General features: G+C 73.5%; 20 protein-coding genes. 3 read left to right on the top strand and 17 right to left on the bottom strand.

Annotated features, from left to right (window positions below; genetic code table 11):
• Window positions 1-268: 268 nt before the first annotated feature.
• The 10 genes from ACWGJM_RS16960 to rimP all read right to left on the bottom strand — a co-directional run bounded on the left by ACWGJM_RS16960 (window position 269) and on the right by rimP (window position 12,358).
• The gene (locus tag ACWGJM_RS16960) at window positions 269-1,216 is read right to left on the bottom strand and encodes a bifunctional riboflavin kinase/FAD synthetase (protein ID WP_453412466.1); all 948 of its coding nucleotides are present in this window, start codon (window positions 1,214-1,216) and stop codon (window positions 269-271) included.
• Window positions 1,217-1,343: 127 nt separating this feature from the next.
• Window positions 1,344-1,862: a hypothetical protein gene (locus tag ACWGJM_RS16965; RefSeq protein ID WP_453412467.1), complete on the bottom strand. Its 519-nt coding sequence runs from the start codon at window positions 1,860-1,862 to the stop codon at window positions 1,344-1,346.
• 192 nt (window positions 1,863-2,054) lie between these two features.
• On the bottom strand, window positions 2,055-5,114 hold the full coding sequence (locus ACWGJM_RS16970; RefSeq protein WP_453412468.1) for a trypsin-like peptidase domain-containing protein: 3,060 nt from the start codon (window positions 5,112-5,114) through the stop codon (window positions 2,055-2,057).
• Between the two features lie 254 nt (window positions 5,115-5,368).
• On the bottom strand, window positions 5,369-6,274 hold the full coding sequence (gene truB / locus ACWGJM_RS16975; protein WP_453412469.1) for a tRNA pseudouridine(55) synthase TruB: 906 nt from the start codon (window positions 6,272-6,274) through the stop codon (window positions 5,369-5,371).
• The gene (gene rbfA / locus ACWGJM_RS16980) at window positions 6,271-6,723 is read right to left on the bottom strand and encodes a 30S ribosome-binding factor RbfA (protein WP_453412470.1); all 453 of its coding nucleotides are present in this window, start codon (window positions 6,721-6,723) and stop codon (window positions 6,271-6,273) included. Before rbfA ends, truB begins: the two co-directional genes overlap by 4 nt.
• 36 nt (window positions 6,724-6,759) lie before the next feature.
• The gene (locus ACWGJM_RS16985; protein ID WP_086173326.1) at window positions 6,760-7,053 is read right to left on the bottom strand and encodes a DUF503 domain-containing protein; all 294 of its coding nucleotides are present in this window, start codon (window positions 7,051-7,053) and stop codon (window positions 6,760-6,762) included.
• 154 nt (window positions 7,054-7,207) lie between these two features.
• Complete coding sequence (gene infB / locus ACWGJM_RS16990) at window positions 7,208-10,327, bottom strand: translation initiation factor IF-2 (protein ID WP_453412471.1); 3,120 nt, start codon at window positions 10,325-10,327, stop codon at window positions 7,208-7,210.
• A gap of 145 nt (window positions 10,328-10,472) precedes the next feature.
• Window positions 10,473-10,769 carry a YlxR family protein gene (locus ACWGJM_RS16995; RefSeq protein ID WP_453412472.1) on the bottom strand — a complete coding sequence of 99 codons (297 nt, stop codon included), beginning with the start codon at window positions 10,767-10,769 and terminating at the stop codon, window positions 10,473-10,475.
• A 102-nt stretch (window positions 10,770-10,871) separates the two neighbouring features.
• Complete coding sequence (gene nusA, locus ACWGJM_RS17000) at window positions 10,872-11,858, bottom strand: transcription termination factor NusA (RefSeq protein WP_030958814.1); 987 nt, start codon at window positions 11,856-11,858, stop codon at window positions 10,872-10,874.
• Window positions 11,859-11,860: 2 nt separating this feature from the next.
• Window positions 11,861-12,358, bottom strand: coding sequence for a ribosome maturation factor RimP (gene rimP, locus ACWGJM_RS17005; protein ID WP_453412473.1), 498 nt, complete (start codon window positions 12,356-12,358; stop codon window positions 11,861-11,863).
• Between the two features lie 244 nt (window positions 12,359-12,602).
• Between rimP and ACWGJM_RS17010 the strand changes: the two genes are divergently transcribed.
• From ACWGJM_RS17010 to ACWGJM_RS17020, 3 genes are read left to right on the top strand one after another with little or no spacing between them, the layout of a single operon-like run.
• On the top strand, window positions 12,603-13,196 hold the full coding sequence (locus tag ACWGJM_RS17010) for a hypothetical protein (protein ID WP_453412474.1): 594 nt from the start codon (window positions 12,603-12,605) through the stop codon (window positions 13,194-13,196).
• Window positions 13,196-13,693 (top strand): ferritin-like domain-containing protein, encoded by a 498-nt coding sequence (locus ACWGJM_RS17015; protein WP_453412475.1) that lies wholly within the window; start codon window positions 13,196-13,198, stop codon window positions 13,691-13,693. Before ACWGJM_RS17010 ends, ACWGJM_RS17015 begins: the two co-directional genes overlap by 1 nt.
• Before the next feature lie 46 nt (window positions 13,694-13,739).
• Window positions 13,740-14,639 carry an aminoglycoside phosphotransferase family protein gene (locus tag ACWGJM_RS17020; RefSeq protein ID WP_453412476.1) on the top strand — a complete coding sequence of 300 codons (900 nt, stop codon included), beginning with the start codon at window positions 13,740-13,742 and terminating at the stop codon, window positions 14,637-14,639.
• Here the strand turns inward: ACWGJM_RS17020 and ACWGJM_RS17025 are convergent.
• The 7 genes from ACWGJM_RS17025 to ACWGJM_RS17055 form a co-directional block, all read right to left on the bottom strand.
• The gene (locus ACWGJM_RS17025) at window positions 14,636-14,866 is read right to left on the bottom strand and encodes a ferredoxin (RefSeq protein WP_453412477.1); all 231 of its coding nucleotides are present in this window, start codon (window positions 14,864-14,866) and stop codon (window positions 14,636-14,638) included. The two genes, ACWGJM_RS17020 and ACWGJM_RS17025, sit on opposite strands and share 4 nt — an antisense overlap.
• Before the next feature lies 1 nt (window position 14,867).
• Complete coding sequence (locus ACWGJM_RS17030) at window positions 14,868-16,091, bottom strand: NADH-ubiquinone oxidoreductase-F iron-sulfur binding region domain-containing protein (RefSeq protein ID WP_453412478.1); 1,224 nt, start codon at window positions 16,089-16,091, stop codon at window positions 14,868-14,870.
• Window positions 16,088-16,669, bottom strand: a complete 582-nt coding sequence (locus ACWGJM_RS17035) for a ferric reductase-like transmembrane domain-containing protein (RefSeq protein WP_453412479.1) — start codon at window positions 16,667-16,669, stop codon at window positions 16,088-16,090. The genes ACWGJM_RS17030 and ACWGJM_RS17035 overlap by 4 nt, the downstream gene beginning before the upstream one ends.
• Window positions 16,666-17,622 (bottom strand): FAD:protein FMN transferase, encoded by a 957-nt coding sequence (locus ACWGJM_RS17040; RefSeq protein WP_453412480.1) that lies wholly within the window; start codon window positions 17,620-17,622, stop codon window positions 16,666-16,668. The genes ACWGJM_RS17035 and ACWGJM_RS17040 overlap by 4 nt, the downstream gene beginning before the upstream one ends.
• A complete protein-coding gene (locus ACWGJM_RS17045) occupies window positions 17,619-17,936 on the bottom strand; it encodes a hypothetical protein (RefSeq protein WP_453412481.1) in 318 nt (105 codons plus the stop codon). The genes ACWGJM_RS17040 and ACWGJM_RS17045 overlap by 4 nt, the downstream gene beginning before the upstream one ends.
• 110 nt (window positions 17,937-18,046) lie before the next feature.
• The gene (locus ACWGJM_RS17050) at window positions 18,047-19,750 is read right to left on the bottom strand and encodes a proline--tRNA ligase (RefSeq protein ID WP_453412482.1); all 1,704 of its coding nucleotides are present in this window, start codon (window positions 19,748-19,750) and stop codon (window positions 18,047-18,049) included.
• 72 nt (window positions 19,751-19,822) lie between these two features.
• Complete coding sequence (locus tag ACWGJM_RS17055; protein WP_453412483.1) at window positions 19,823-20,353, bottom strand: GNAT family N-acetyltransferase; 531 nt, start codon at window positions 20,351-20,353, stop codon at window positions 19,823-19,825.
• Window positions 20,354-20,360 lie beyond the last annotated feature (7 nt).

Raw genomic sequence — 20,360 nt, forward strand, 5'->3', positions numbered from 1 at the left:
CGAGCAGCCCGATCGCGAGCGCGGCGTTGCCCGCCTCGTCGACGTGCTCGTTCTCGAACACGGTGGTCGCGGCGACGATCGTGACCTCGGCGCCCGACGGACCCGGTCCGGCGGCCACGGCGAATGCCTCGCCGTCGCGGAAGCACCCCTGCCAGCCCTCCGCCGCCGCCTCGTCGTCGACGGTGACGAGCCGCTGCCCGTCGGACAGCTCGCCGGCTCGCTGGGCCGGCCGCCCTTCGCAGTCCTACAGGCAGTCCTCCAGGCAGGTCTACCGATCCGCCTCGACCAGCTCCCGGCAGCGCTTCACGTCCTCGGCCATCTGCTCCAGCAGGGCCTCCAGCGACTCGAACTTCGCCTGCCCGCGCACGTACGCCACGAAGTCGACGGCGACGTGCAGCCCGTACAGGTCGAGGCCGACACGGTCGATGGCGTACGCCTCTACCGTGCGCTCGGTTCCGTCGAACTGCGGGTTCGTGCCGACGGAGATCGCGGCCGGCATCACCTCGCCCTGGGCGTGCAGATAACCGGCGTACACACCGTCGGCCGGGATCGCGGTGTGCGCGAGCGTCTCCACGTTGGCGGTGGGGAAGCCCAGCTCGCGGCCACGCTGGGCGCCGCGGACGACCACGCCCTCCACGCGGTGCGGGCGGCCCAGGATCTCGCGGGCGCCCTCGACGTCGCCCTCGACGACCAGGCGCCGGGTGAGGGTCGAGGAGAACGGCTCGCCGCCGCCCGCCGCGCCGGTCACGTACAGGTCGACGACCTCGACCTCGAAGTCGTAGATCTTGCCCTGGTCGATGAGGAACTCGACGTTGCCGGCCGCCTTGTGGCCGAAGCGGAAGTTCGGGCCCTCGACGACCGCCTTGGCGTGCAGCTTGTCGACCAGGACCTTGACGACGAAGTCGGCGGGAGAGAGCTTCGAGAACTCCGTCGTGAAGGGGAGGATCAGGACCGCGTCCACGCCCAGGTCCGCCATCAGCTCGGCGCGCCGGTGGTGCGGGGCGAGCAGGGGCGGGTGGCTGCCGGGGCGGACGACCTCGCTGGGGTGCGGGTCGAAGGTGACGACGACGGAGGGGACGCCCAGCTCGCGAGCCCGGTCCACGGCGTGCTTGATGATCAGCTGGTGGCCGCGGTGCACCCCGTCGTAGGAGCCGATGGTGACGACGCTGCGCCCCCAGTCCTGGGGGATGTCCTCCAAGCCACGCCAGCGCTGCACTGTGACCGCTCCTCGAACCCGTGTCCGTATCTACCGTTTACCGCTTACCGCTTACGCAGGTCTAAGGGTGCCATGCCGCGCGTTGCGGGCCCGCATCGGCATGGGGGCTGTGACCGGGCGCACGTCGTCACGCCGGTACGCGTACCCCCGCCAGGTTGGCGATCATGCGCCGGGTACTGGGGCCCACCACCGCGGCCCAGTCCTGCGGGGTGTCGGTGAGCCAGCGGGCCATCAGCGCGGCGAAACCGGGGACATGCCGGCCCAGATCGACCAGGCCGCGGTCGAAGCGGCTCGCGCCGTCGGGGGTGCGGACGAGGAGCAGGCCCGTGCGGTGGACGAGGTCGCGGACGTCCTCGTCACGGGCCTGTGCGGCGGCGTGCAGCAGGGCGTCCAGGACGGTGGGGTCGTGCTCGTGGGTGAGCAGGAATTCCAGCAGTTCCTGGCGCAGGGGGCGGGAGGCCGGGGTGCCTGGGGTGGCCAGCACAGCCGCGAGGGCCGTCCGTACGGCTGTCGGGCCGCCGTCCAGCAGGCCGGTGACCAGGGGCAGCAGCACGGCGCGGGCGGCCGGGCCCTGGTCAAGGCGGCGGTCGACGTACGCCGCCACGGGCTCGGCGGTCTCCGGCCGCAGCTGGACCGCCTCCCGCACCAGCGCGGCGGCCCGGCCGGCCAGCGGGGGCGTGGTGATGTCGGCGAGGGTGCGCAGCGCGGCGCCCGATCCGACCCCGGCGCGCAGCCGGGCGCGGAAGGCGTCGAGGACCTGGTCGGGGTCCGTGGCCAGGGCGGGGACGAGGGCGCTCGGCGGGAACTGCGGGTCGCCGGTGGCGAACTGCCGCAGGGCCTACGGGAGGTGGCGGGTGCGGGTGTGCGGGTCCCGGACGAGGAGGGCGAGCGCGCCGCCGTGCAGGCCGGCGTCGGCGGGGCGGGCGAGCAGGGCGAGGGCCGCGTAACGCAGCAGCTCGCGGTCGGCCTCGGTCCGCACGTGGGGTGCGGCGCGCAGTCCGTACACCACGGCGGCGACCCGTCGCGCCGGCCGCTCGTCGTGCGCCCACCTGTCGACTGCCCGGCAGACGGCGGACGGCTCGTCCTCGGCGAGCACCGCGATCAGTTGGTCGCCGCGCCGGTGCGCGCTGTCCACGAGCACCTCCGTGAGGTCGTCCAGTGCGCCGTGCCGGTAGGTGTGCAGCAGCGCTTGCGCGGCCGTGGCCACGGTGGCGTGCGGGGTGGCGGGCAGTGGCCGTTCGTCGTCGAACCAGCGGGTCAGGTGCGGTTGTACGGCAGTGGGGCCGGCGGCGAGGAGCCGGGCCACGGCGTCGAGGTAGCGGGTGCTGGTGGGCGGTGGGGCGGGGGCGTCGTCGTCACGCCGCCCCGGCCATGGCAGCGGGCCGGGCGGGGTCGCCGCCCCGGCGGGCTCCTGCGGGGCCTCGTCCGCCTGGACCAGGCGGCGCAGCAGGTCGAAGCGCTCCTGGTCCGGGATCGGCAGAGCGGTCCAGAAGGCGGGGCCGAAGTCCGCGGAGACGGGGTGGTGCCGGCGCCGCCGGGCGACGATGCGTTCGGCCAGCAGCCGGAGCACACCGGTGTACGGGGTCGCGTCGGGGACCTGCGACAACGCCTGGGCGAGCAGGCGCGCGGCCCACCACGAGGCGGGGTCCGCGTCCAGGGCGTGGACCAACTCCTCCAGGTACCGGGCGAGTTCGGCCGTGCCGTGCTGGCGGGCGAGGAGGAGCAGGGCCTGGACGACGGGGCCGACGCGGTGGTGCGGGACGGGCAGGGGGTGGCTCTCCTGCGGGGCGCGGCGGCGGTGGACCAGGGCGTGCAGGGCCTCGTCCAGGTCGAGGTGCATGCCCTGGATCCAGTCGGCGAGTTCCTCGTGGGCGAAGCGGTAGCCGTTCCCGGCGGGCACCAGCACGCCTTCGGTGAGGACGGCGGACGCCCAGCCGGTGCCGCCGCCCAGCCAGGCGGGGGCGGGGCCCCAGGGGAACACCGACTCGAAGGTCGCCCGGTCCAGCTCGCCCTGCCCCGGTCCGAGGCTGCGCCGGGCGGCCTCGTGGACCTGGCGGGAGACCCGGGCGGCGAGACGCCGTACGGCGGTGCCGCGCAGGCCGTTCGCGGCGGCGAGGCGGACCGCGACGCGCAGGCACATCAGGTCCAGGTAGGCGGAGAACACCTCGTGCCGGTCGGCGGGGGTCGCCGGGGTGTCCGGCGGCAGGGCTGCGCGGACCTCCGAGAGCAGGCGGAGGGTGAGGGGGTGACGGGCGTCGCGGTCGGTGAGAGCGCCCTCGGGGACGGCGTAGCGGGCGCGGGCGCGACGAGCCTCGTCCGGGGTGAGGTCGGTCAGGTGCACGCAGGGCGGGAGCGGGCTGGGCGGGGCGGCCGGGGTGGAGGCGGGGGCGGAGGCCGGGGTGGAGGCGGCAACGGCCGCGGGTGCGGGGGGATACAGCAGCTCCGGCGGGAACTCGGCCCCGGCGCTCTCCCAGTACTCCTCCCGGCACGCCACGACCAGCCGTGCCCCGGTCGCGCGCAGCCACTCCGCCGTTCCCGCGGTCCACTCGGGGAGCCGGTGGGCGAGGACGGGAGGCATCTCCTCGGGGCCGTCGAGCAGGAGCAGCAGAGGGCGGCCGACCCGCCCGGCGACACGGGCGAGGCACTCCGGGGTGACGTCCCCGGGGCCGGCCGGACCGCGCCGGCCACCAGGGTCGGCGGCGTCGGCCGAGTCACCGGCGCCACCGCGGTCACGGAAGTCACCGCCGTCACGGAAGACACCGTAATCACGTGAGTCACCGAGGCCGTCACCGGGAAGCGGCGTCCGGGAGGCGGCGATGATACGGGCCGCCCGTTCCAGGGCGCGATGTGCCGCGTCGGCCACCGAGCCGTCGGCGTCCTCGAGGTCGGCTCCGCGCAGCCACAGCGTGGGCGCCGGTTCCGGTGCGCGGTCGCGGCGGGCGGCGAGGGCCGCGAGTTCCGTCGTACGGCCGCTGCCCGGGGCGCCGACGAGGCCGAGGACGGCACCGCCGCCGGTTTCGGCGAAGGACGTCAACCGCCGCACGACTTCCGTCCGTTCGACGGGTTCGACCGGGCCGGGTCCGGTGGCGCCGATCCGGCCGACGTGCCCGGCGAGGGCTCCGGGCGGGCCGTCCTGCCCCACCGAGGTGGCGGTCAGCTCCAGGACGCCCGCCAGATTGAGGTCGGCTCCGTAGGCGGGCACGGTCGCGGCGTTGCGGTCGAGGAGTGCGGCGAGCGGGCCGTCGGTCGCCGCGCGCAGCGGCACGGCGAAGCCGGCCTCCCGGTCGCCGGACCGCAGGGCCGTGCCCAGGACGCCGAGCACGGCGCCGGTCTCCGGGTCGAGCACCGGCCCACCGGCCGCTCCGCCGCCCAGCCGCAGCGCGTCCCGGCCCGCCGTGCCCATCGCCAACTCCAGGACGTCACCGAGGAGATGGAAGCGGTCCGTGGCCGTGTAGGTCACCTGGGTGGCGCCGAGCACCCGTGCCTCGCGCCAGCCGCCGGCGGCGATACGCACATACGCACCGGTCGTGATCCGGTCCCGCACGCTCACCGGGAGCGGCTCCACGCCGAGGCCCGCGGTGCGGACCAGGGCGAGGGCCAGGGCGGGCAGCGGGGTCACGGCGTCTGCGGTCACGACGCAGGTCCGCTCGTCCGCGGTGCACAGCACCAGCCGGGCCAGGCCGTCGACGGCCTCGTGGCTGGTGACGAGGGTGCCGTGGTGGTCGGCGAGGAAGCCGGTGCCGCGCGGGCGGCCGGCCAGGTCGCGGATCCGGACCAGACGCGCGTCGAGGGCGCGGTACCGGTCCTCGCCGGGAGTGTCCCGCCGCCGCTCCCGGCGGGTCGCGTCCTCGCGGTCCCGTCCGGTGCCGCATCCGGTCCGCGGGCCCCGTCCCGCCATGATCGAACCTCCCGACCGTGCACCCGTGCTCTGCACACGACGGTAGGCCGGGAATGATCAGCGGGACAGATCGTGCGACGAAAGCGCCCCCTTCCGCTCCCCCCGTTCACTCCGAGCGCCCGCACGGTCGGGTGAATAGGCGGGGGCGGCTGGATACACCCTAGGGGTGGGGGAACCGAGGGGGGACCGTGGAGCGGCGGCGACATCCCGTGGCCGCCGCTCCACGGGCAGAGCCCAGGGACCCCGGGTCCGGGTCAGCCGAAGACGGCCAGGCTCTTGGCCTTGCCCTTGTGCCCCTCGACCAGCGCGAGGAAGCGTCCCTCGGGGTTGAAGACGGCGACGGGTCCGGCGCCCGCGTACTCGTCGGGCATCTCCAGCCGCACGCCGTTGATGAGCAGCCGGGCGCGCCTGGCGTCGACGTCCCAGCGCGGGAACGCGGCCGCGGCCGCCTCGGCGACCGGCATCACGGTCAGCTCCTCCTGGAGCTGTTCCAGCGTCTTCGCGGCGTCCAGCTTGTACGGCCCGACGCGCGTGCGGCGCAGGGCGGTGAGGTGCCCGCCGACGCCGAGGTCGGCGCCCAGGTCGCGGGCGAGGGCGCGGATGTAGGTGCCGGAGGAGCAGGCCACCGACACCACCAGGTCGAGGACCGGCGTGCCGTTCTCGGCGACCGCGTCCCGGACGTCGTACACGGTGAAGGAGGAGACGGTGACGGGCCGGGCGGGGATCTCGAAGTCCTCGCCCTCACGGGCCCGCTTGTAGGACCGCACGCCGTCGATCTTGATGGCGCTGACCTTGGACGGCACCTGCATGATGTCGCCGGTCAGCTTGGCGACGCCGGCGTCGACGGCTTCCCGGGTGACCTTGGAGGCGTCGGCCGAGGCGGTGATCTCTCCCTCGGCGTCGTCGGTGACCGTGGTCTGGCCGAGGCGGATGGTGCCGACGTACTCCTTCTCGGTGAGGGCGAGGTGCCCGAGGAGCTTCGTCGCCTTCTCGACGCCGAGGACGAGGACGCCCGTCGCCATGGGGTCGAGGGTGCCTGCGTGGCCGACGCGGCGGGTCCTGGCGATACCGCGCATCTTGGCGACCACGTCGTGCGAAGTGAAGCCCGACGGCTTGTCGACGATGACAAGGCCGTCGGGCGTGGTGCGCTTCTGGGTCATTCGGCGGTGTCGTCCGTCTCGTCCTCGGCGTCCGGCTTCCGGTACGGGTCCGCGTCACCGGCGTACGCGGCGCCCGCGGACGCCTCGCGTACCTTCTCGTCGGACTGGCGCGCCTTGTCGAGGAGGTCCTCGATGGTGCGGGCGGTGTCCGGGAGGGCGTCCGCGACGAAGGCGAGGGTCGGCGTGAACTTCACGCCGGCCGCACGGCCGACCTCGGAGCGCAGGATGCCCTTGGCGCTCTCCAGGCCCGCAGCTGCGGCCTTCCGCTCCTCCTCGTCGCCGTAGACCGTGTAGAAGACGGTCGCCTCCCGCAGGTCCCCGGTGACCCGGGTGTCCGTGATGGTGACGTGCGAGCCGAGCCGCGGGTCCTTGATCCCACGCTGCAGCTTCTGGGCCACCACCTCTCGGATGAGGTCCGCCAGCCTCTTGGCACGCGCGTTGTCGGCCACTGGTCGTCTCCCGTTCTTCCTGTTCTACGTTCGAAATCAGTCGTCGTCCCCGTGGAAGCGGCGCCTCACCGACAGCAGCTCCACCTCGGGGCGCCCGGCGACCAGCCGCTCGCACCGGTCCAGTACGTCGGTCAGATGCCCCGCGTCGCCGGAGACCACCGCCAGGCCGATGACGGCCCTGCGATGGAGGTCCATGTGATCGACCTCCGCCGCGCTCACCGCGTACTTCCGCTGTAGCTCGGCCACGATCGGGCGGACGACGGAGCGCTTCTCCTTCAGCGACCGGACGTCGCCGAGCAGGAGGTCGAAGGACAGAGTCCCCACATACATGTGTGTGTCCGGATGACCCGCCGGTACGGGATTGACCGCCCCGCCGGCAGATCGGCGGGAACATCAGAACCGTACAACGAACGGCCGGGGCCGATCGACGGAAATACTCTCCGTCGACCGGCCCCGGACCGGACCGTCTCGGAAGCCCGAGCGCTTACGCGCGCGGCTTCTCCCGCATCTCGTACGTCGCGATGACGTCGTCGACCTTGATGTCGTTGAAGTTTCCGAGGTTGATACCACCCTCGAAGCCTTCGCGGATCTCGGTGACGTCGTCCTTGAAGCGACGCAGGCCCTCGATGTTGAGGTTCTCCGCGACCACCTTGCCGTCGCGGATGAGGCGGGCCTTGGTGTTGCGGCGCACCTCGCCGGAGCGGATGAGGACACCGGCGATGTTGCCCAGCTTGGACGACTTGAAGACCTCGCGGATCTCCGCCGTACCGAGCTCGACCTCCTCGTACTCCGGCTTGAGCATGCCCTTGAGGGCCGCCTCGATCTCCTCGATCGCCTGGTAGATGACCGAGTAGTACCGGACGTCCACACCCTCGCGCTCGGCCATCTGCGCCGCGCGGCCGGCCGCGCGGACGTTGAAGCCGATCACGATGGCGTCGGAGCCCATCGCCAGGTCGATGTCGGACTCCGTGACCGCACCGACGCCGCGGTGCAGGACGCGGATGTCGACCTCTTCGCCGACGTCCAGCTGGAGCAGGGAGGACTCGAGGGCCTCGACGGAACCGGAAGCGTCACCCTTGATGATCAGGTTCAGCTGCTGGACCTCGCCGGCCTTCAGCACCTTGTCCAGGTCCTCGAGCGACACACGGCGCGTGCGCTTGGCGAACGCCGCGTTGCGCTCACGGGCGGCGCGCTTCTCGGCGATCTGACGGGCCGTACGGTCCTCGTCGACCACCAGGAAGTTGTCGCCCGCACCCGGGACGTTGGTCAGGCCCAGGACCTGGACCGGCGTCGACGGGCCGGCCTCGGCGACGTTGTTGCCGTTGTCGTCGAGCATGGCGCGGACTCGGCCGTAGGCGTCGCCCACCACCATCGTGTCGCCGACCCGCAGCGTGCCTCGCTGGACGAGGACCGTTGCCACGGCACCACGGCCGCGGTCGAGGCGGGACTCGATCGAGATGCCCTGCGCGTCCTGGTTCGGGTTGGCCCGCAGGTCGAGCGAGGCGTCGGCGGTGAGGACGACGGCCTCGAGGAGGCTGTCGATGTGCAGACCCTGCTTGGCGGAGATGTCGACGAACATCGTGTCGCCGCCGTACTCCTCGGCCACCAGACCGTACTCGGTCAGCTGACCGCGCACCTTGGTCGGGTCGGCACCCTCGACGTCGATCTTGTTGACCGCGACCACGATCGGCACGTCGGCCGCCTTGGCGTGGTTCAGAGCCTCGACCGTCTGAGGCATCACACCGTCGTTGGCCGCCACCACGAGGATCGCGATGTCGGTCGACTTCGCACCACGGGCACGCATGGCGGTGAACGCCTCGTGACCCGGGGTGTCGATGAAGGTGATCTTGCGCTCTTCGTCGTTGACCTCGGTCGCGACCTGGTAGGCACCGATGTGCTGGGTGATGCCGCCGGCCTCGCCCGCGATGACGTTCGTCTTGCGGATGGCGTCGAGCAGTCGGGTCTTACCGTGGTCGACGTGACCCATGACGGTGACGACCGGCGGGCGGACGACCAGGTCCTCCTCGGACCCCTCGTCCTCGCCGAACTCGATGTCGAAGGACTCGAGCAGCTCGCGGTCCTCCTCCTCGGGGCTGACGATCTGAACCGTGTAGTTCATCTCGTCGGCGAGGAGCTGCAGCGTCTCGTCGGAGACGGACTGCGTGGCCGTGACCATCTCGCCCAGGTTCATCATGACCGCGACGAGCGACGCCGGGTTGGCGTTGATCTTCTCGGCGAAGTCGGTGAGCGACGCACCGCGCGACAGGCGAATGGCCTCGCCGTTGCCGCGAGGCAGCATCACGCCGCCGACCGACGGGGCCTGCATGGCCTCGTACTCCTGGCGCCTCTGCCGCTTCGACTTGCGGCCACGACGCGCGGGACCGCCGGGGCGACCGAAGGCGCCCTGCGTGCCACCACGGCCACCCGGACCACCGGGACGACCGCCGAAGCCGGGACGGCCACCGCCGCCGCCACCCGGACCACCGGGACGGCCGGCGAAACCGCCGCCACCGCCACCGGGACCGGCGGGACGACCGGCGAAGCCGCCGCCACCGCCACCCGGACGACCGGCGAAGCCGCCGCCGCCCGGACGACCGCCGCCGCCACCGGGACGACCGCCGCCGCCACCGGGGCCACGGCCACCGGGGCCACCGCCGCCGGGACGCGGACCCGCAGCGGGACGCTGCGGCATCATGCCCGGGTTCGGACGCGGACCGCCGGGGCCACCGCCGGGACGGGGACCGCCCTGCGGACGCGGCATCGAGCCCGGAGTCGGGCGCGGACCGCCCGGACCCTGCGGACGCGGACCGCCGCCCTGGGCGCCGGGCGCCTGGGGACGGGGACCGGCTCCACCGGGGCCGCCGTGGCCTCCGGCCGGTCGAGGTCCGCCCTGCGGGCGCGGGGCCTGCGGGCGGGCCATGCCGGTGGAGCCACCGGAGGTGAAGGGGTTGTTACCCGGACGCGGACCGGCGGGACGGCCACCGGGACGCGGGGCCTGACCGCCGGGACGCCCGCCGCCCTGAGCGGCAGCGGGACGCTCGCCCCGCTCGCCCCGCTGGCCCTGACCGGGACCGCCCGGACGGCCGCCGGGCTTGGGGGCGCCAGGACGCGCGCCGGGGCGCGGACCCTGGGCGGCCGGAGCCTGCGGGGCCGGAGCCTGCGGGGCCGGAGCGGCCGGCGGAGCGGTGAACTCCGGGGCGGCCGGAGCCGGACGCGGCGCGGGCTTCGGACCCGGAACCGGACGCGGACCGGAGGCCGGCGCGGGCGCCGACGGAGCCGACGGCTGCTGGGCCGCGGGCTGCGGGGCGGCCGGCTGCGGGGCCGACGGCGGCTTGGGGGCGCCCGGCTTCGGGGCAGCCGAACGTGCCGCCTGCGCCGGAGAGGGCGCGGCGGGCCTGGGGGCGGCCTTGCGCGGGGCGGGCTTACCGGCGGACTTGCCGTTGCCACCGCCCTGGAAGGCGTCGGTCAGCTTGCGTACTACAGGCGCTTCGATCGTCGAAGACGCCGAACGGACGAATTCACCGAGTTCCTGGAGCTTGGCCATGACGACCTTGCTCTCGACACCGAACTCCTTGGCGAGTTCGTAGACCCGGACCTTAGCCACTTCGCTCCTTTGAGGTCCGGGTTGCGGCCGGACCGTCGCTAGTTCATGGGCGTACTCATCGCGTACTCATCGAGTGCTCATCGCAATCTCGACCTGCTTTCGACTCGCGAGGTACCAGACCGCACGGGGTTCCGTACGGCATGTCTTACGGTGTTGCCTGCTCAGCAACTGTCGTCTGCTCGACGTACTGGCGCAACGCCTTTGTGTCGAGCGCTCCCGGGGCGCGCAGTGCCCGCGTGAACGCTCGGCGGCGTACCGCCTGGTCGAAACAGACCAGGGCGGGGTGTACGTACGCACCCCGGCCGGGCAGCGTACCGCGAGGATCGGGGACGCACGCGCCCTCGATCGCCACGATCCGTAGTAGACCGGTCTTGGCCGCTCGCTCCCGGCAGCCCACACAGGTGCGTTCAGGGCATACTCGGGTGTGCGTCCGGCCAGACACCTCTAAGTCTACCTCCCCGTACCAACCTCACCCCTTTGGGTCATAGGTCGAACGTTTGTCGTGCAGATAACTGTCGTGATCTGAGCGTCCTGCGGCCTGGATCTATTCCCCGGCCTGCTCGGTGTCCGGGCGGATGTCGATCCGCCAGCCGGTGAGCCGGGCGGCCAGCCGGGCGTTCTGCCCTTCCTTGCCGATCGCCAGCGACAGCTGGTAGTCCGGCACGGTCACCCGGGCGGACCTGGCGGCCATGTCCACCACCTCGACCTTGGACACCCGGGCGGGTGACAGCGCGTTCGCCACCATCTCCGCCGGATCGTCCGACCAGTCGACGATGTCGATCTTCTCGCCGTTCAGCTCGCCCATCACGTTGCGCACCCGGCCGCCCATGGGGCCGATGCAGGCGCCCTTGGCGTTCAGGCCCGAACGAGTGGAACGGACGGCGATCTTCGTACGGTGACCGGCCTCACGGGCGATGGCGGCGATCTCGACCGAGCCGTCGGCGATCTCCGGCACCTCGAGCGCGAAGAGCTTCTTCACCAGGTTGGGATGGGTGCGCGAAAGAGTGACCGAGGGTCCGCGGACGCCCTTCGCCACCCGTACGACGTAACTGCGCAGCCGCATGCCGTGCGGGTACGTCTCCCCCGGCACCTGCTCCTGCACCGGCAGGATGGCCTCCAGCTTGCCGATGTCGACGAGCACGTTCTTCGGGTCGCGGCCCTGCTGCACCACTCCGGTCACGATGTCGCCCTCGCGGCCGGCGTACTCGCCGAGCGTCGCGTCGTCCTCGGCGTCGCGCAACCGCTGGAGGATGACCTGCTTGGCGGTGGTGGCGGCGATACGGCCGAAGCCGGACGGGGTGTCGTCGAACTCGCGGGCCTCCTGGCCCTCCTCGAGGTCCTCGGGGTCCTCCTTCGCCCACACGGTCACGTGCCCGGTCTCCCGGTTGAGCTCCACGCGCGCGTGTCGGCGGCTTCCCTCGGTGCGGTGATAGGCGATGAGGAGGGCCGATTCGATCGCCTCGACCAGCAGGTCGAAGGAGATCTCCTTCTCCCGAACCAAGCCCCGCAGGGCACTCATGTCGATGTCCACGGCTACGCCTCCTCTTCCTTCTTGTCCTTGCGGCTGAACTCGACCTGCACGCGCGCCTTGACGATGTCCGGGAAGCCGAGTCTGCGGGTGGTGGCCTTGCGGCCCTTCACTCCGGGCACTTCGAGGTCGAGACCTTCGTCGTCGACCGTCAGGATCCTGGCGACCAGCTCGCCGTCCTCGGCCAGCTGGAACTTCACCAGCCGACCGACCGCGCGCGCGTAGTGCCGGGATTCCTCGAGGAGGCGCTCCGCGCCCGGGGTTCCGACCTCCAGGTCGTACGCGCCCTCACCCATCGCGTCCGTCTCGTCGAGCTTCGCCGAGAGCGCGCGGCTCACATCGGCGATCTGGTCCAGGTCCGCCCCGGTGTCGGAGTCGACGACGACGCGCAGCACCCGCTTGCGTCCGACGGAGTCCACGGCGATCTCCTCGAGATCCAGGCCCTGGGAGGTGACGAGCGGTTCCAGCAGTTCTCGCAGCCTCTCGCTCTGGGTGGTGCTCATCCGGGTGACTCCTCGGCCGCGTGTGCTGTTGTGGGATGGGTCGCGTGTCTGATCAAAGGGTATCGGGTCGCGGGGGGTGTTGCCGTCCACGTGTTGCCTCCGGCGGTGTGACCGGTTCGCCGGGGAGCTCGGCCCCCTCAGGTGGGTCCACGAGCCGGTGACATGGGTCGGCCGGGTTCGCGGGTACCGTGATCAGCGGCGGGCCCCCGCCTTGTGTTCGTACGAGTGCCCGAGGACGTCTGCCGTGCCCCTCCCCCCGCCCCCGCGTGCCCTCCCGTGGCCGCGCAGAAGAACGCTGCTCGCCTCGGCCGCGGGAGCGGTGCTGCTCGCGGGCTGCTCCGACGGAAGCGGGGACTCCGGCGGTAGGGACGGCGGCCTCTCGGTCTCGGAGCGGGCACGCGCGCGTGCGGCCCGGGACAGTCAGGGGCTGGTGAAGCGGTACGACGCGGTGATCACCGTGCATCCGGCGCTGGCGGACCGGCTGGGGCCGCTGCGGGCCGAGGCCGCGGCCCACGCGGAGGCGTTCGAGGACGGTTCGGCGGGCCCCTCGCGGTCCTCATCGGCTTCTTCGGCCTCCTCGTCGCCTTCCTCGTCGCCTTCCTCGTCGCCTTCCTCGTCGCCTTCCTCGTCTCCGTCGCGGTCCGCCGAGGCATCGGCGGCGCCGGCCGTGCCGACGGACGAGAAGGACGCGCTCGCCGCGCTCGCCGCGGCCGAACGCGCCCTCGCCGACCGGCGGGCGAAGGCGCTGCTGGAAGTGAAGGGGGAGCTGGCCCGGCTGCTGGCCTCGGTGGCGGCGGCCGGGGCGGCGCACGCGTATCTGCTGACGGAGGGTGACTAGTGAGCGACGGGGCGAGGGACGGCGAACTCAAGGCCCTCCAGGCGGCGCTGGCCGCCGAGCACGCGGCCGTGTACGGGTACGGGGTGGTCGGCGGGCGGATCGGCGCGGGACGGCGCACAGAAGCGCGGGCGGCGTACGACGCGCATCGGGCGCGCAGGGATGCGCTGGTCCGCGAGGTGCGCGACCTGGGCGGCTCCCCGGTGCCCGCGGACGCGGCGTACGCGCTGCCCTTCCCGGTGCCGGACTCCGCGGCGGCGGTGCGGCTCGCCGCCGAGTTGGAGGAACGCGTGGCCGGGGTGTACTCCGACGTGGTGCGGGCGACCACGGGCGGGCGGCGCAGCGAGGCCGCCGGGGCGCTGCGGGAGGCCGCGGTGCGGGCGGTGCGCTGGCGCGGGAAGAGCGTAGCCTTCCCTGGTCTCGCCGAGCGGGACGGTGCCGCGGCCGGGACGTCCGCGACCCCGGCGCCGACCTCGGCCTCGGCGACACCGACGGCATGACCCGGCACCAGGAGGGGCCGGCACCCAGGAAGGGAACGACTCGCGCATGGCTTTCGAACCGCCGCAGCGTCTCGTCAGGGCGCTCGGTGAGACGGCACCGGACGGTGACGGCTGGCTGGACGAGCTGCCGGAGACCGTGCGGCAGGCCGTCGCGCTACGCGAGTTGACCGTCGAGCGGGTACAGGTGCCGGGCGGCCGCAGCAGCCTGGTCGTGCTGGTGCGCCGGGCGGACGGGACCCCGGCCGTGCTGAAGCTGGCCCCGCCCCGGGCCCGGCCGGAGGCCGAACGCGCGGCACTGGCGCATTGGGGCGGCCTGGGTGCCGTACAACTGCTGGAGGCGGACGGGACCGCGGGGGTGCTGCTGCTCGAGCGGCTGCACCCGGACGTGTCCGTGCGGTCGCTGCCCGAGGCCAAGGCGCTGCTGGAGGCGGCGGGGACGCTGCGGCGACTGTGGGTGGAACCTCCGGCGGAGTTCTCCTTCGAAACCGTCGACGCGCGGACCGGGCGGCAGGCCGAGGCCATGCGGGCGAGCGCGGCCACCGACCCCGAGGTCGCCCCGCTGGTCGAGGCGGCGCTCGCGGCCCGTGCGGGGCTACTGGCCGCGCCGCCGGAACACCGGCTGCTGCACGGCACCTTCCGGCAGAGCAAGGTGCTCGCCGGGGAGCGGATGCCGTGGCTGGCGGTGGGGCCGGACCCGCTGGTCGGCGAGTGCGCCTTCGACCTGGCCCGGCTGGTCCGGGACCGGGTGGAGGACCTGATCGCCACGCCGTCGGGGGCGGCGACGACCCGGCGGCGGGTCAAGCGGCTCGCGGAGTCGCTGGACGTGGACCAGGACCGGCTGCGCGGCTGGACCCTGTTCCGCGCGGTGGAGTCCGGGGTACGGGCCCGCCGGGTGGGCCGGGAACAGGACGCGGAACTGCTGCTGGAGTTCGCGGGCTGGCTCTAGCACCCCCGGCCTGTCCAGCGGGCGCTGAGTTTCAGGGCCAGGGCCGGGCAGTCGGCGGCGGCTCGGCGGGCGCGTGCTGCCGTACGGGGCGGGATCGGGGCGCCGTTGACCAGGGGGTAGCCCCATTCGTCGAGGGTGATGTGGTCGGGGAGCAGTTCGGCGCACAGGCCGTGGCCCTGGCAGGCGGTCCAGTCGATGTCGACGACCGTGTCGGTGCGCGGGTCCATGTCAGTTCGCCTCCGGTACGGGCAGCAGCGGTGTGCGGTCGGTGGCGGTGCACACGCCGCGCGCGTGGGCGTCGAGTTCGCCGGCGAAGGCGGTCAGTGCGCTGCGCGCGAGGCGGACCGTGCCGTCGGGGTGGTGGCAGGCGCCGCGGCCCTCGACCAGGCCGGCCCAGCGGGCGACGTCGGCGCGGGTGGTGCCCTGGGGGCCGGGGGCGGCCAGGGTCCGGAAGGCGGAGGCGATCCGGGGCAGGCCGTTCAGGCAGGGTCCGCACTGGCCCGCCGACCGCAGCGCCAGGTAGCGCAGCACGCGGGCGGTCTCGGCGAGGCCGCAGCGGTCGGTGGGGAGCGCCGCGAGTACGCCCGCGCCCAACATGCCGCCGGCGAGGGGCAGTCGGGCGGCCTCGGGGGCCGGGACCCAGGTGCCGTGGTAGCCGCCGACGAGGACCGCGGAGATTCCCGTGACGGACAGCAGCCGGCCCAGCGGCAGGCCGAAGGGCGCCTCCACGACCCGGACCGGGCGTCCCGTCTCGTGCACCGTGCACAGGGCGCTGCCCGGATCCGCCGGCGTGCCCGCGGTGCGGAACCAGTCGGCGCCGTAGCGTGCGATCAGCGCGAGGTGGGCGAGCGTCTCCACGTTCTGCACGAGGGTCGGGGCCCGGCGCACCCCGCGCTCACGGACGGGCGGGTTCTGGTACGCGGGCAGCGCCTCGCCGCCGGAGAGGTACCGCGCGAGCGCCGAGGCCTGCCCGGACAGGAAGCGCGGCGGTACGCGCACCACCCGGACGGGCAGCGGGTCGTCGCGTCGGGCGAGGGCGGACTCCAGGTAGGAGGCACCGTCCTCGACGGCCAGGTACGCCTCCCCCGCGCCGACCGCCCGGGCGGCCAACCGGAGCCCGTCCAGGACGAGATGGGGTGACATCTGAAGCAGCGTCCGGTCCTTGCGGCTCGCGGGTTCGCCCTCGCACCCGTTCGCCACGACGACTGGGGTGCGGCCGGTGCGCCGGGCAGCCTCGGTGACCGACACGAGTTTGCGGTAGGCCGGGAAGGCCGCTCCGCCGCGTCCGGTGAGGCCGGCTTCGGCGACGGCTCTGAGCAGGGCGTCCGGGTCGTCGTGCGACTCGTACGCGAGGGGGCCGTAGCGCTGTTCGTGCGTGGTCAGGTCGGCGGGGGCGCCGCCGGGGGCGAGCAGTCGCGGGGACATGTACAGGTCGGGGGAAACCGTGGTCACGGGCGGGCTCCTTCGGCGATGCGGAGCAGGGCGGCGGGGGTGCGGCGGGCGGCGCGCAGGGAGTGCGCCAGGCGGAGGCCGGCGGCGGTGGTCACGGCGGCCACACAGCAGACGGTCAGCCAGGTCATCCAGCCGGCGCCGCGGTCCGTACCGATGCCGATGCCGTGGACCAGGGCGATGGGCCAGCAGGCGTACGCCAGCCAGTGCACGGCACGCCAGACACCATGTCCCAGCCGGGCCCGCAGCAGGCTCGTCACCAGTACCGCGAGGAGCAGGTCGAGGGCGACCGTGCCGAGGCCGAGCCAGAGTGGCCGGTAGCCGGAGACGAACGGCACGAGGACGTCGAGGAGAGTGATGTTCACGTAACTGTCCACGACCGCCAGGGCGATGTGCAGGGCCAGGAAGGCGGTGGCGGACAGGGACAGGGTCCGGTGCAGGCTCAGCGTGCCGAACCGGGGCAGGCCGGGGATCCGTCCGCGCAGCCGTACGGCGATGCCGAGCAGGACGACGGCCGTGAAGAGGACGAGGCAGACCGCCCCGGTGGCGCGGCCCGCGTACCAGAGGGTGGCGGAGCTCATGCGGCGGCCTTCCGGGGAGCGGGCCAGCCGGGCGTCGTCACGACCAGACCGTTCTGTGCCACCAGCCGGGCGGGCAGCCCGAGGATTGTCAGCCAGCGTTCCGCTCCCGCGCCCTTGACCAGGGCCGCGGTGCCGGCCGCGTTGGCGTCGGCGCAGGTCGCGGCGGCGACGGACACGGTGCGCCACGGGGTGCGCACGGGCAGGCCGGTGCGCGGGTCGACGATGTGGTGCAGGTCGTAGCCGCCGCGCCGCCAGCGCCGGGCGCTGGTGCCGGAGGTGGCCAGCCCGCCACCGCTCAGACCGACCGTCTCGTACGAACCCGAGGGCGTCTCGTCGACCGCGCCCGTGACGTCCTGGACCCGGATCTGCCAGCCCCCGGCCGGTGGCTCGCCCGCCACCGCGGTGTCGCCGCCGAGGCTCACCAGCACCCCGCAGCCCGCCGCACGCGCCAGCGTCGCGGCGGCCCGGTCGGCGGCCCAGGCCTTGGCCGTGGCGCCGAGGTCGAGGCGGACGCCCTCCGGGACGGCGACCGTGCCGGTCGTACGGTCGAGCTCCACCCGGCGCCAGCCGGCGGCGCGCCGCAGCCGCAACGACACCGGGCGGTCGTCCGCCCGGACGAGGGTGAAGTCGCGGTCGTAGCCGAGGGCGTCCATCGCCGAGCCGACGGTGGGGTCCACCGCCCCGTCGGTCTTCTCGGCGGCGCGCAGGGCCACGGCCAGGGCCTCGGCGAGCAGCGGGCTGACCCGCACGGGACGGCCGGCCGCCCCCTCGAGGGCGGACAGTTCCGAGTCGGCGCGGAAGCGGCTGCACGCCGCGTCGACCTCGGCCAGGTGGCGGGCCAGCAGCAGGTCGCAGGAGTCCAGCAGGGCCGGGTCGGTGACGACCAGGCGGACACGGGTGCCCAGGGCACGCCACTCGGCCGCCGCCGTCGTACGCAGGGCCGTGGTGGTCACGACGCCCCCGAGGTGGCGTCGGTGGAGCCGTTGCCGGAGGTGAGGCCGCCGGAGGACGGCTGGAGGCCGGAGGAGGACGAGGAGTCGCTTGAGCTGCTCGTGCTCGACGACGTGTCCGTGCCACCGTTGCCGCTGCTCGCGCTGGAACTGGTGCCGCTGCTCGTCGTCGTGGTGGCGTCCGCCTGCATCGTGCCGATGAGGGCGAACACCCCCGCCGCCCCGGCCAGCGTGACGGCCGCGGCGAAGGCCGCCGTACGTCGTGCACCTCTGCGGACCGCCGCCGCGGCACCCCGCTCCTCTTCCCTGGTCGCCATGACCGTTCCCCTCCGTAGTGACGTTCTGTCACGCCCTACGGTCGGGGAACGGCCTGAGAGGAGTCTGTGAGGTGCCTTTAGGTCTCCGGAGACGTTCCTGAGGAATGTCTTTAAGCGGCCAGGCGCGCGATCGCCTCGTCCACCGTGAGCTCCTCGCGCTCACCGGTCTTCCGGTCCTTCAGCTCGAGGACGCCCTCGGCCGAGCGGCGGCCCGCGACCAGGATCTTCGGTACGCCCATCAGCTCGGAGTCGGTGAACTTCACGCCCGGGGACACCCCGGCCCGGTCGTCGACCAGGACGCGCAGCCCGGCTGCCCGCAGCTTCTCGGAGACCTCCAGCGCCAGCTCGGTCTGAAGCGCCTTGCCGGCGGCGACCACGTGCACGTCGGCCGGGGCGACCTCGGCCGGCCAGCACAGGCCCTTGTCATCGGCGGTCTGCTCGGCCAGCGCCGCGACCGCGCGGGAGACGCCGATGCCGTAGGAGCCCATGGTGACGCGGACCGGCTTGCCGTTCTGGCCGAGGACGTCGAGCTTGAGGGCGTCGGCGTACTTGCGGCCGAGCTGGAAGATGTGGCCGATCTCGATGGCCCGGTCCAGCTTGAGGCCGGTGCCGCACTTCGGGCAGGGGTCGCCCTCCTGGACGACCACCACGTCGACGTACGCGTCGGCCTCGAAGTCACGGCCCGCGACGACGTTCTTGGCGTGCGTGCCCTCCTTGTTGGCGCCGGTGATCCAGGAGGTGCCGGGGGCCACGCGCGGGTCGGCGATGTACGTGACCTTCTCCCCCAGGCCCTGCGGGCCGACGTAGCCGCGGACCAGTTCCGGGCGGCCCACGAAGTCCTCGGCCGTCACCAGCTCGACGGCGGCGGGGGCGAAGTGCGCCTCGACCTTGTCCATGTCGACCTCGCGGTCGCCCGGGACGCCCACGGCGACGATCTCGCCGTCGACCTTGACGAGGAGGTTCTTCAGCGTGGCGGAGGCCGGGACGCCGAGGTGGGCGGCGAGGGTCTCGATGGTCGGGGTGTCCGGGGTCGGGATCTCCTCGAGCGCGGCCACGCCGTCGGCGTCCACCGGCTTCAGCTCGTACGAGATCGCCTCGGTGTTGGCCGCGAAGTCGCAGTTGGGGCAGTCCGCGAAGGTGTCCTCGCCGGCGCCGGCCGGGGCGAGGAACTCCTCCGACTTGGAGCCGCCCATCGCACCGGCGGTGGCGGCGCAGATGCGGTAGTCGAGGCCGAGGCGCGCGAACACCTTCTGGTAGGCCTCGCGGTGCAGGGCGTACGACTGGGCGAGGCCCTCGTCCTCCGTGTCGAAGGAGTACGAGTCCTTCATGAGGAACTCGCGGCCGCGCAGGATGCCGGCCCGCGGGCGGGCCTCGTCACGGTACTTGTGCTGGATCTGGTACAGGATGACCGGCAGGTCCTTGTAGGAGGACGCCTGGTCCTTCACCAGCAGGGTGAAGATCTCCTCGTGGGTCGGGCCGAGCAGGTAGTCGCCGCCCTTGCGGTCCTTCAGGCGGAACAGTTCGGCGCCGTACTCGTCCCAGCGTCCCGTCGCGTCGTACGGTTCACGCGGCAGGAGGGCCGGGAGCAGCACTTCCTGCGCGCCGATCGCGTCCATCTCCTCACGGACGATCCGCTCGACGTTGGCGAGGACCTTCTTGCCTAGCGGCAGCCAGCTCCAGATGCCGGCGGCGGTGCGGCGGACGTAGCCGGCACGGACGAGGAGCTTGTGGCTGAGCACCTCGGCGTCGGCCGGGTCGTCGCGCAGCGTTTTCGCCATCAGCTGGGACATGCGCTGGACCGGTGCGTTCGCCATGGTTCTCGTACTCCTGCCGGGTAAGGGTGATGGCTAGGAGGTTAGCCGGGGGGCCGCCTTGCCCGGAAATCCTTACTTCCGGCGCAGGGGCAGCGGGGCGCCCATGACGGCGTACGGCTTGGGGGCGCTGGGGAACAGCACCTGCCGGGCCAGGTCCTGGTAGCCGAGCGAGTGGTAGAGGCCCCGGGCCGGGCTGTCGGTGTCGATCGCGGAGAGGATCGAGCGGGGTTCGGTGGCACCGTCGGTGATCGTGGTGATCAGGGAGCGGCCGATACCGAGGTTCTGGTGGCCTGGGTGGACGTGCAGCTCGGTGATCACGAAGGAGTCGTCGAGCCAGTCGCCGTGGCCGCGGGCCCGCAGATACGGTTCGACGACGGTGGACCACCAGTGGGCGCGGTCGTTGGGCATGCCGTAGACGAATCCGACGAGCCGCCCGCCGACCGTGGCGCCGAGGGCTCTCGCACCCGGGTACTGCATGTGGCGCAGGACGATCTGGCGGCGCACGGCCACCTCGTCGGGGCCCAGCCCGAAGGCGAGGGCCTGGACGGCCAAGGCCTCGTCGACATGGGCTGAGAGGTCCAGGGGGCCGATCACGACGTCCATGCGGGGA

It is taken from the genome of Streptomyces sp. NPDC054834, assembly GCF_053611185.1.

What these genes read in the sequence shown, in the direction of transcription:
- ACWGJM_RS16970 (WP_453412468.1), bottom strand. Translation starts at nt 5,114, where the DNA reads ATGGCGGGACGGGGCCCGCGGACCGGATGCGGCACCGGACGGGACCGC.
- truB (WP_453412469.1), bottom strand. Translation starts at nt 6,274, where the DNA reads ATGACCCAGAAGCGCACCACGCCCGACGGCCTTGTCATCGTCGACAAG.
- ACWGJM_RS16985 (WP_086173326.1), bottom strand. Translation starts at nt 7,053, where the DNA reads ATGTATGTGGGGACTCTGTCCTTCGACCTCCTGCTCGGCGACGTCCGG.
- rimP (WP_453412473.1), bottom strand. Translation starts at nt 12,358, where the DNA reads ATGAGCACCACCCAGAGCGAGAGGCTGCGAGAACTGCTGGAACCGCTC.
- ACWGJM_RS17020 (WP_453412476.1), top strand. Translation starts at nt 13,740, where the DNA reads ATGGCTTTCGAACCGCCGCAGCGTCTCGTCAGGGCGCTCGGTGAGACG.
- ACWGJM_RS17025 (WP_453412477.1), bottom strand. Translation starts at nt 14,866, where the DNA reads ATGGACCCGCGCACCGACACGGTCGTCGACATCGACTGGACCGCCTGC.
- ACWGJM_RS17035 (WP_453412479.1), bottom strand. Translation starts at nt 16,669, where the DNA reads ATGAGCTCCGCCACCCTCTGGTACGCGGGCCGCGCCACCGGGGCGGTC.
- ACWGJM_RS17045 (WP_453412481.1), bottom strand. Translation starts at nt 17,936, where the DNA reads ATGGCGACCAGGGAAGAGGAGCGGGGTGCCGCGGCGGCGGTCCGCAGA.
- ACWGJM_RS17050 (WP_453412482.1), bottom strand. Translation starts at nt 19,750, where the DNA reads ATGGCGAACGCACCGGTCCAGCGCATGTCCCAGCTGATGGCGAAAACG.
- ACWGJM_RS17055 (WP_453412483.1), bottom strand. Translation starts at nt 20,353, where the DNA reads ATGGACGTCGTGATCGGCCCCCTGGACCTCTCAGCCCATGTCGACGAG.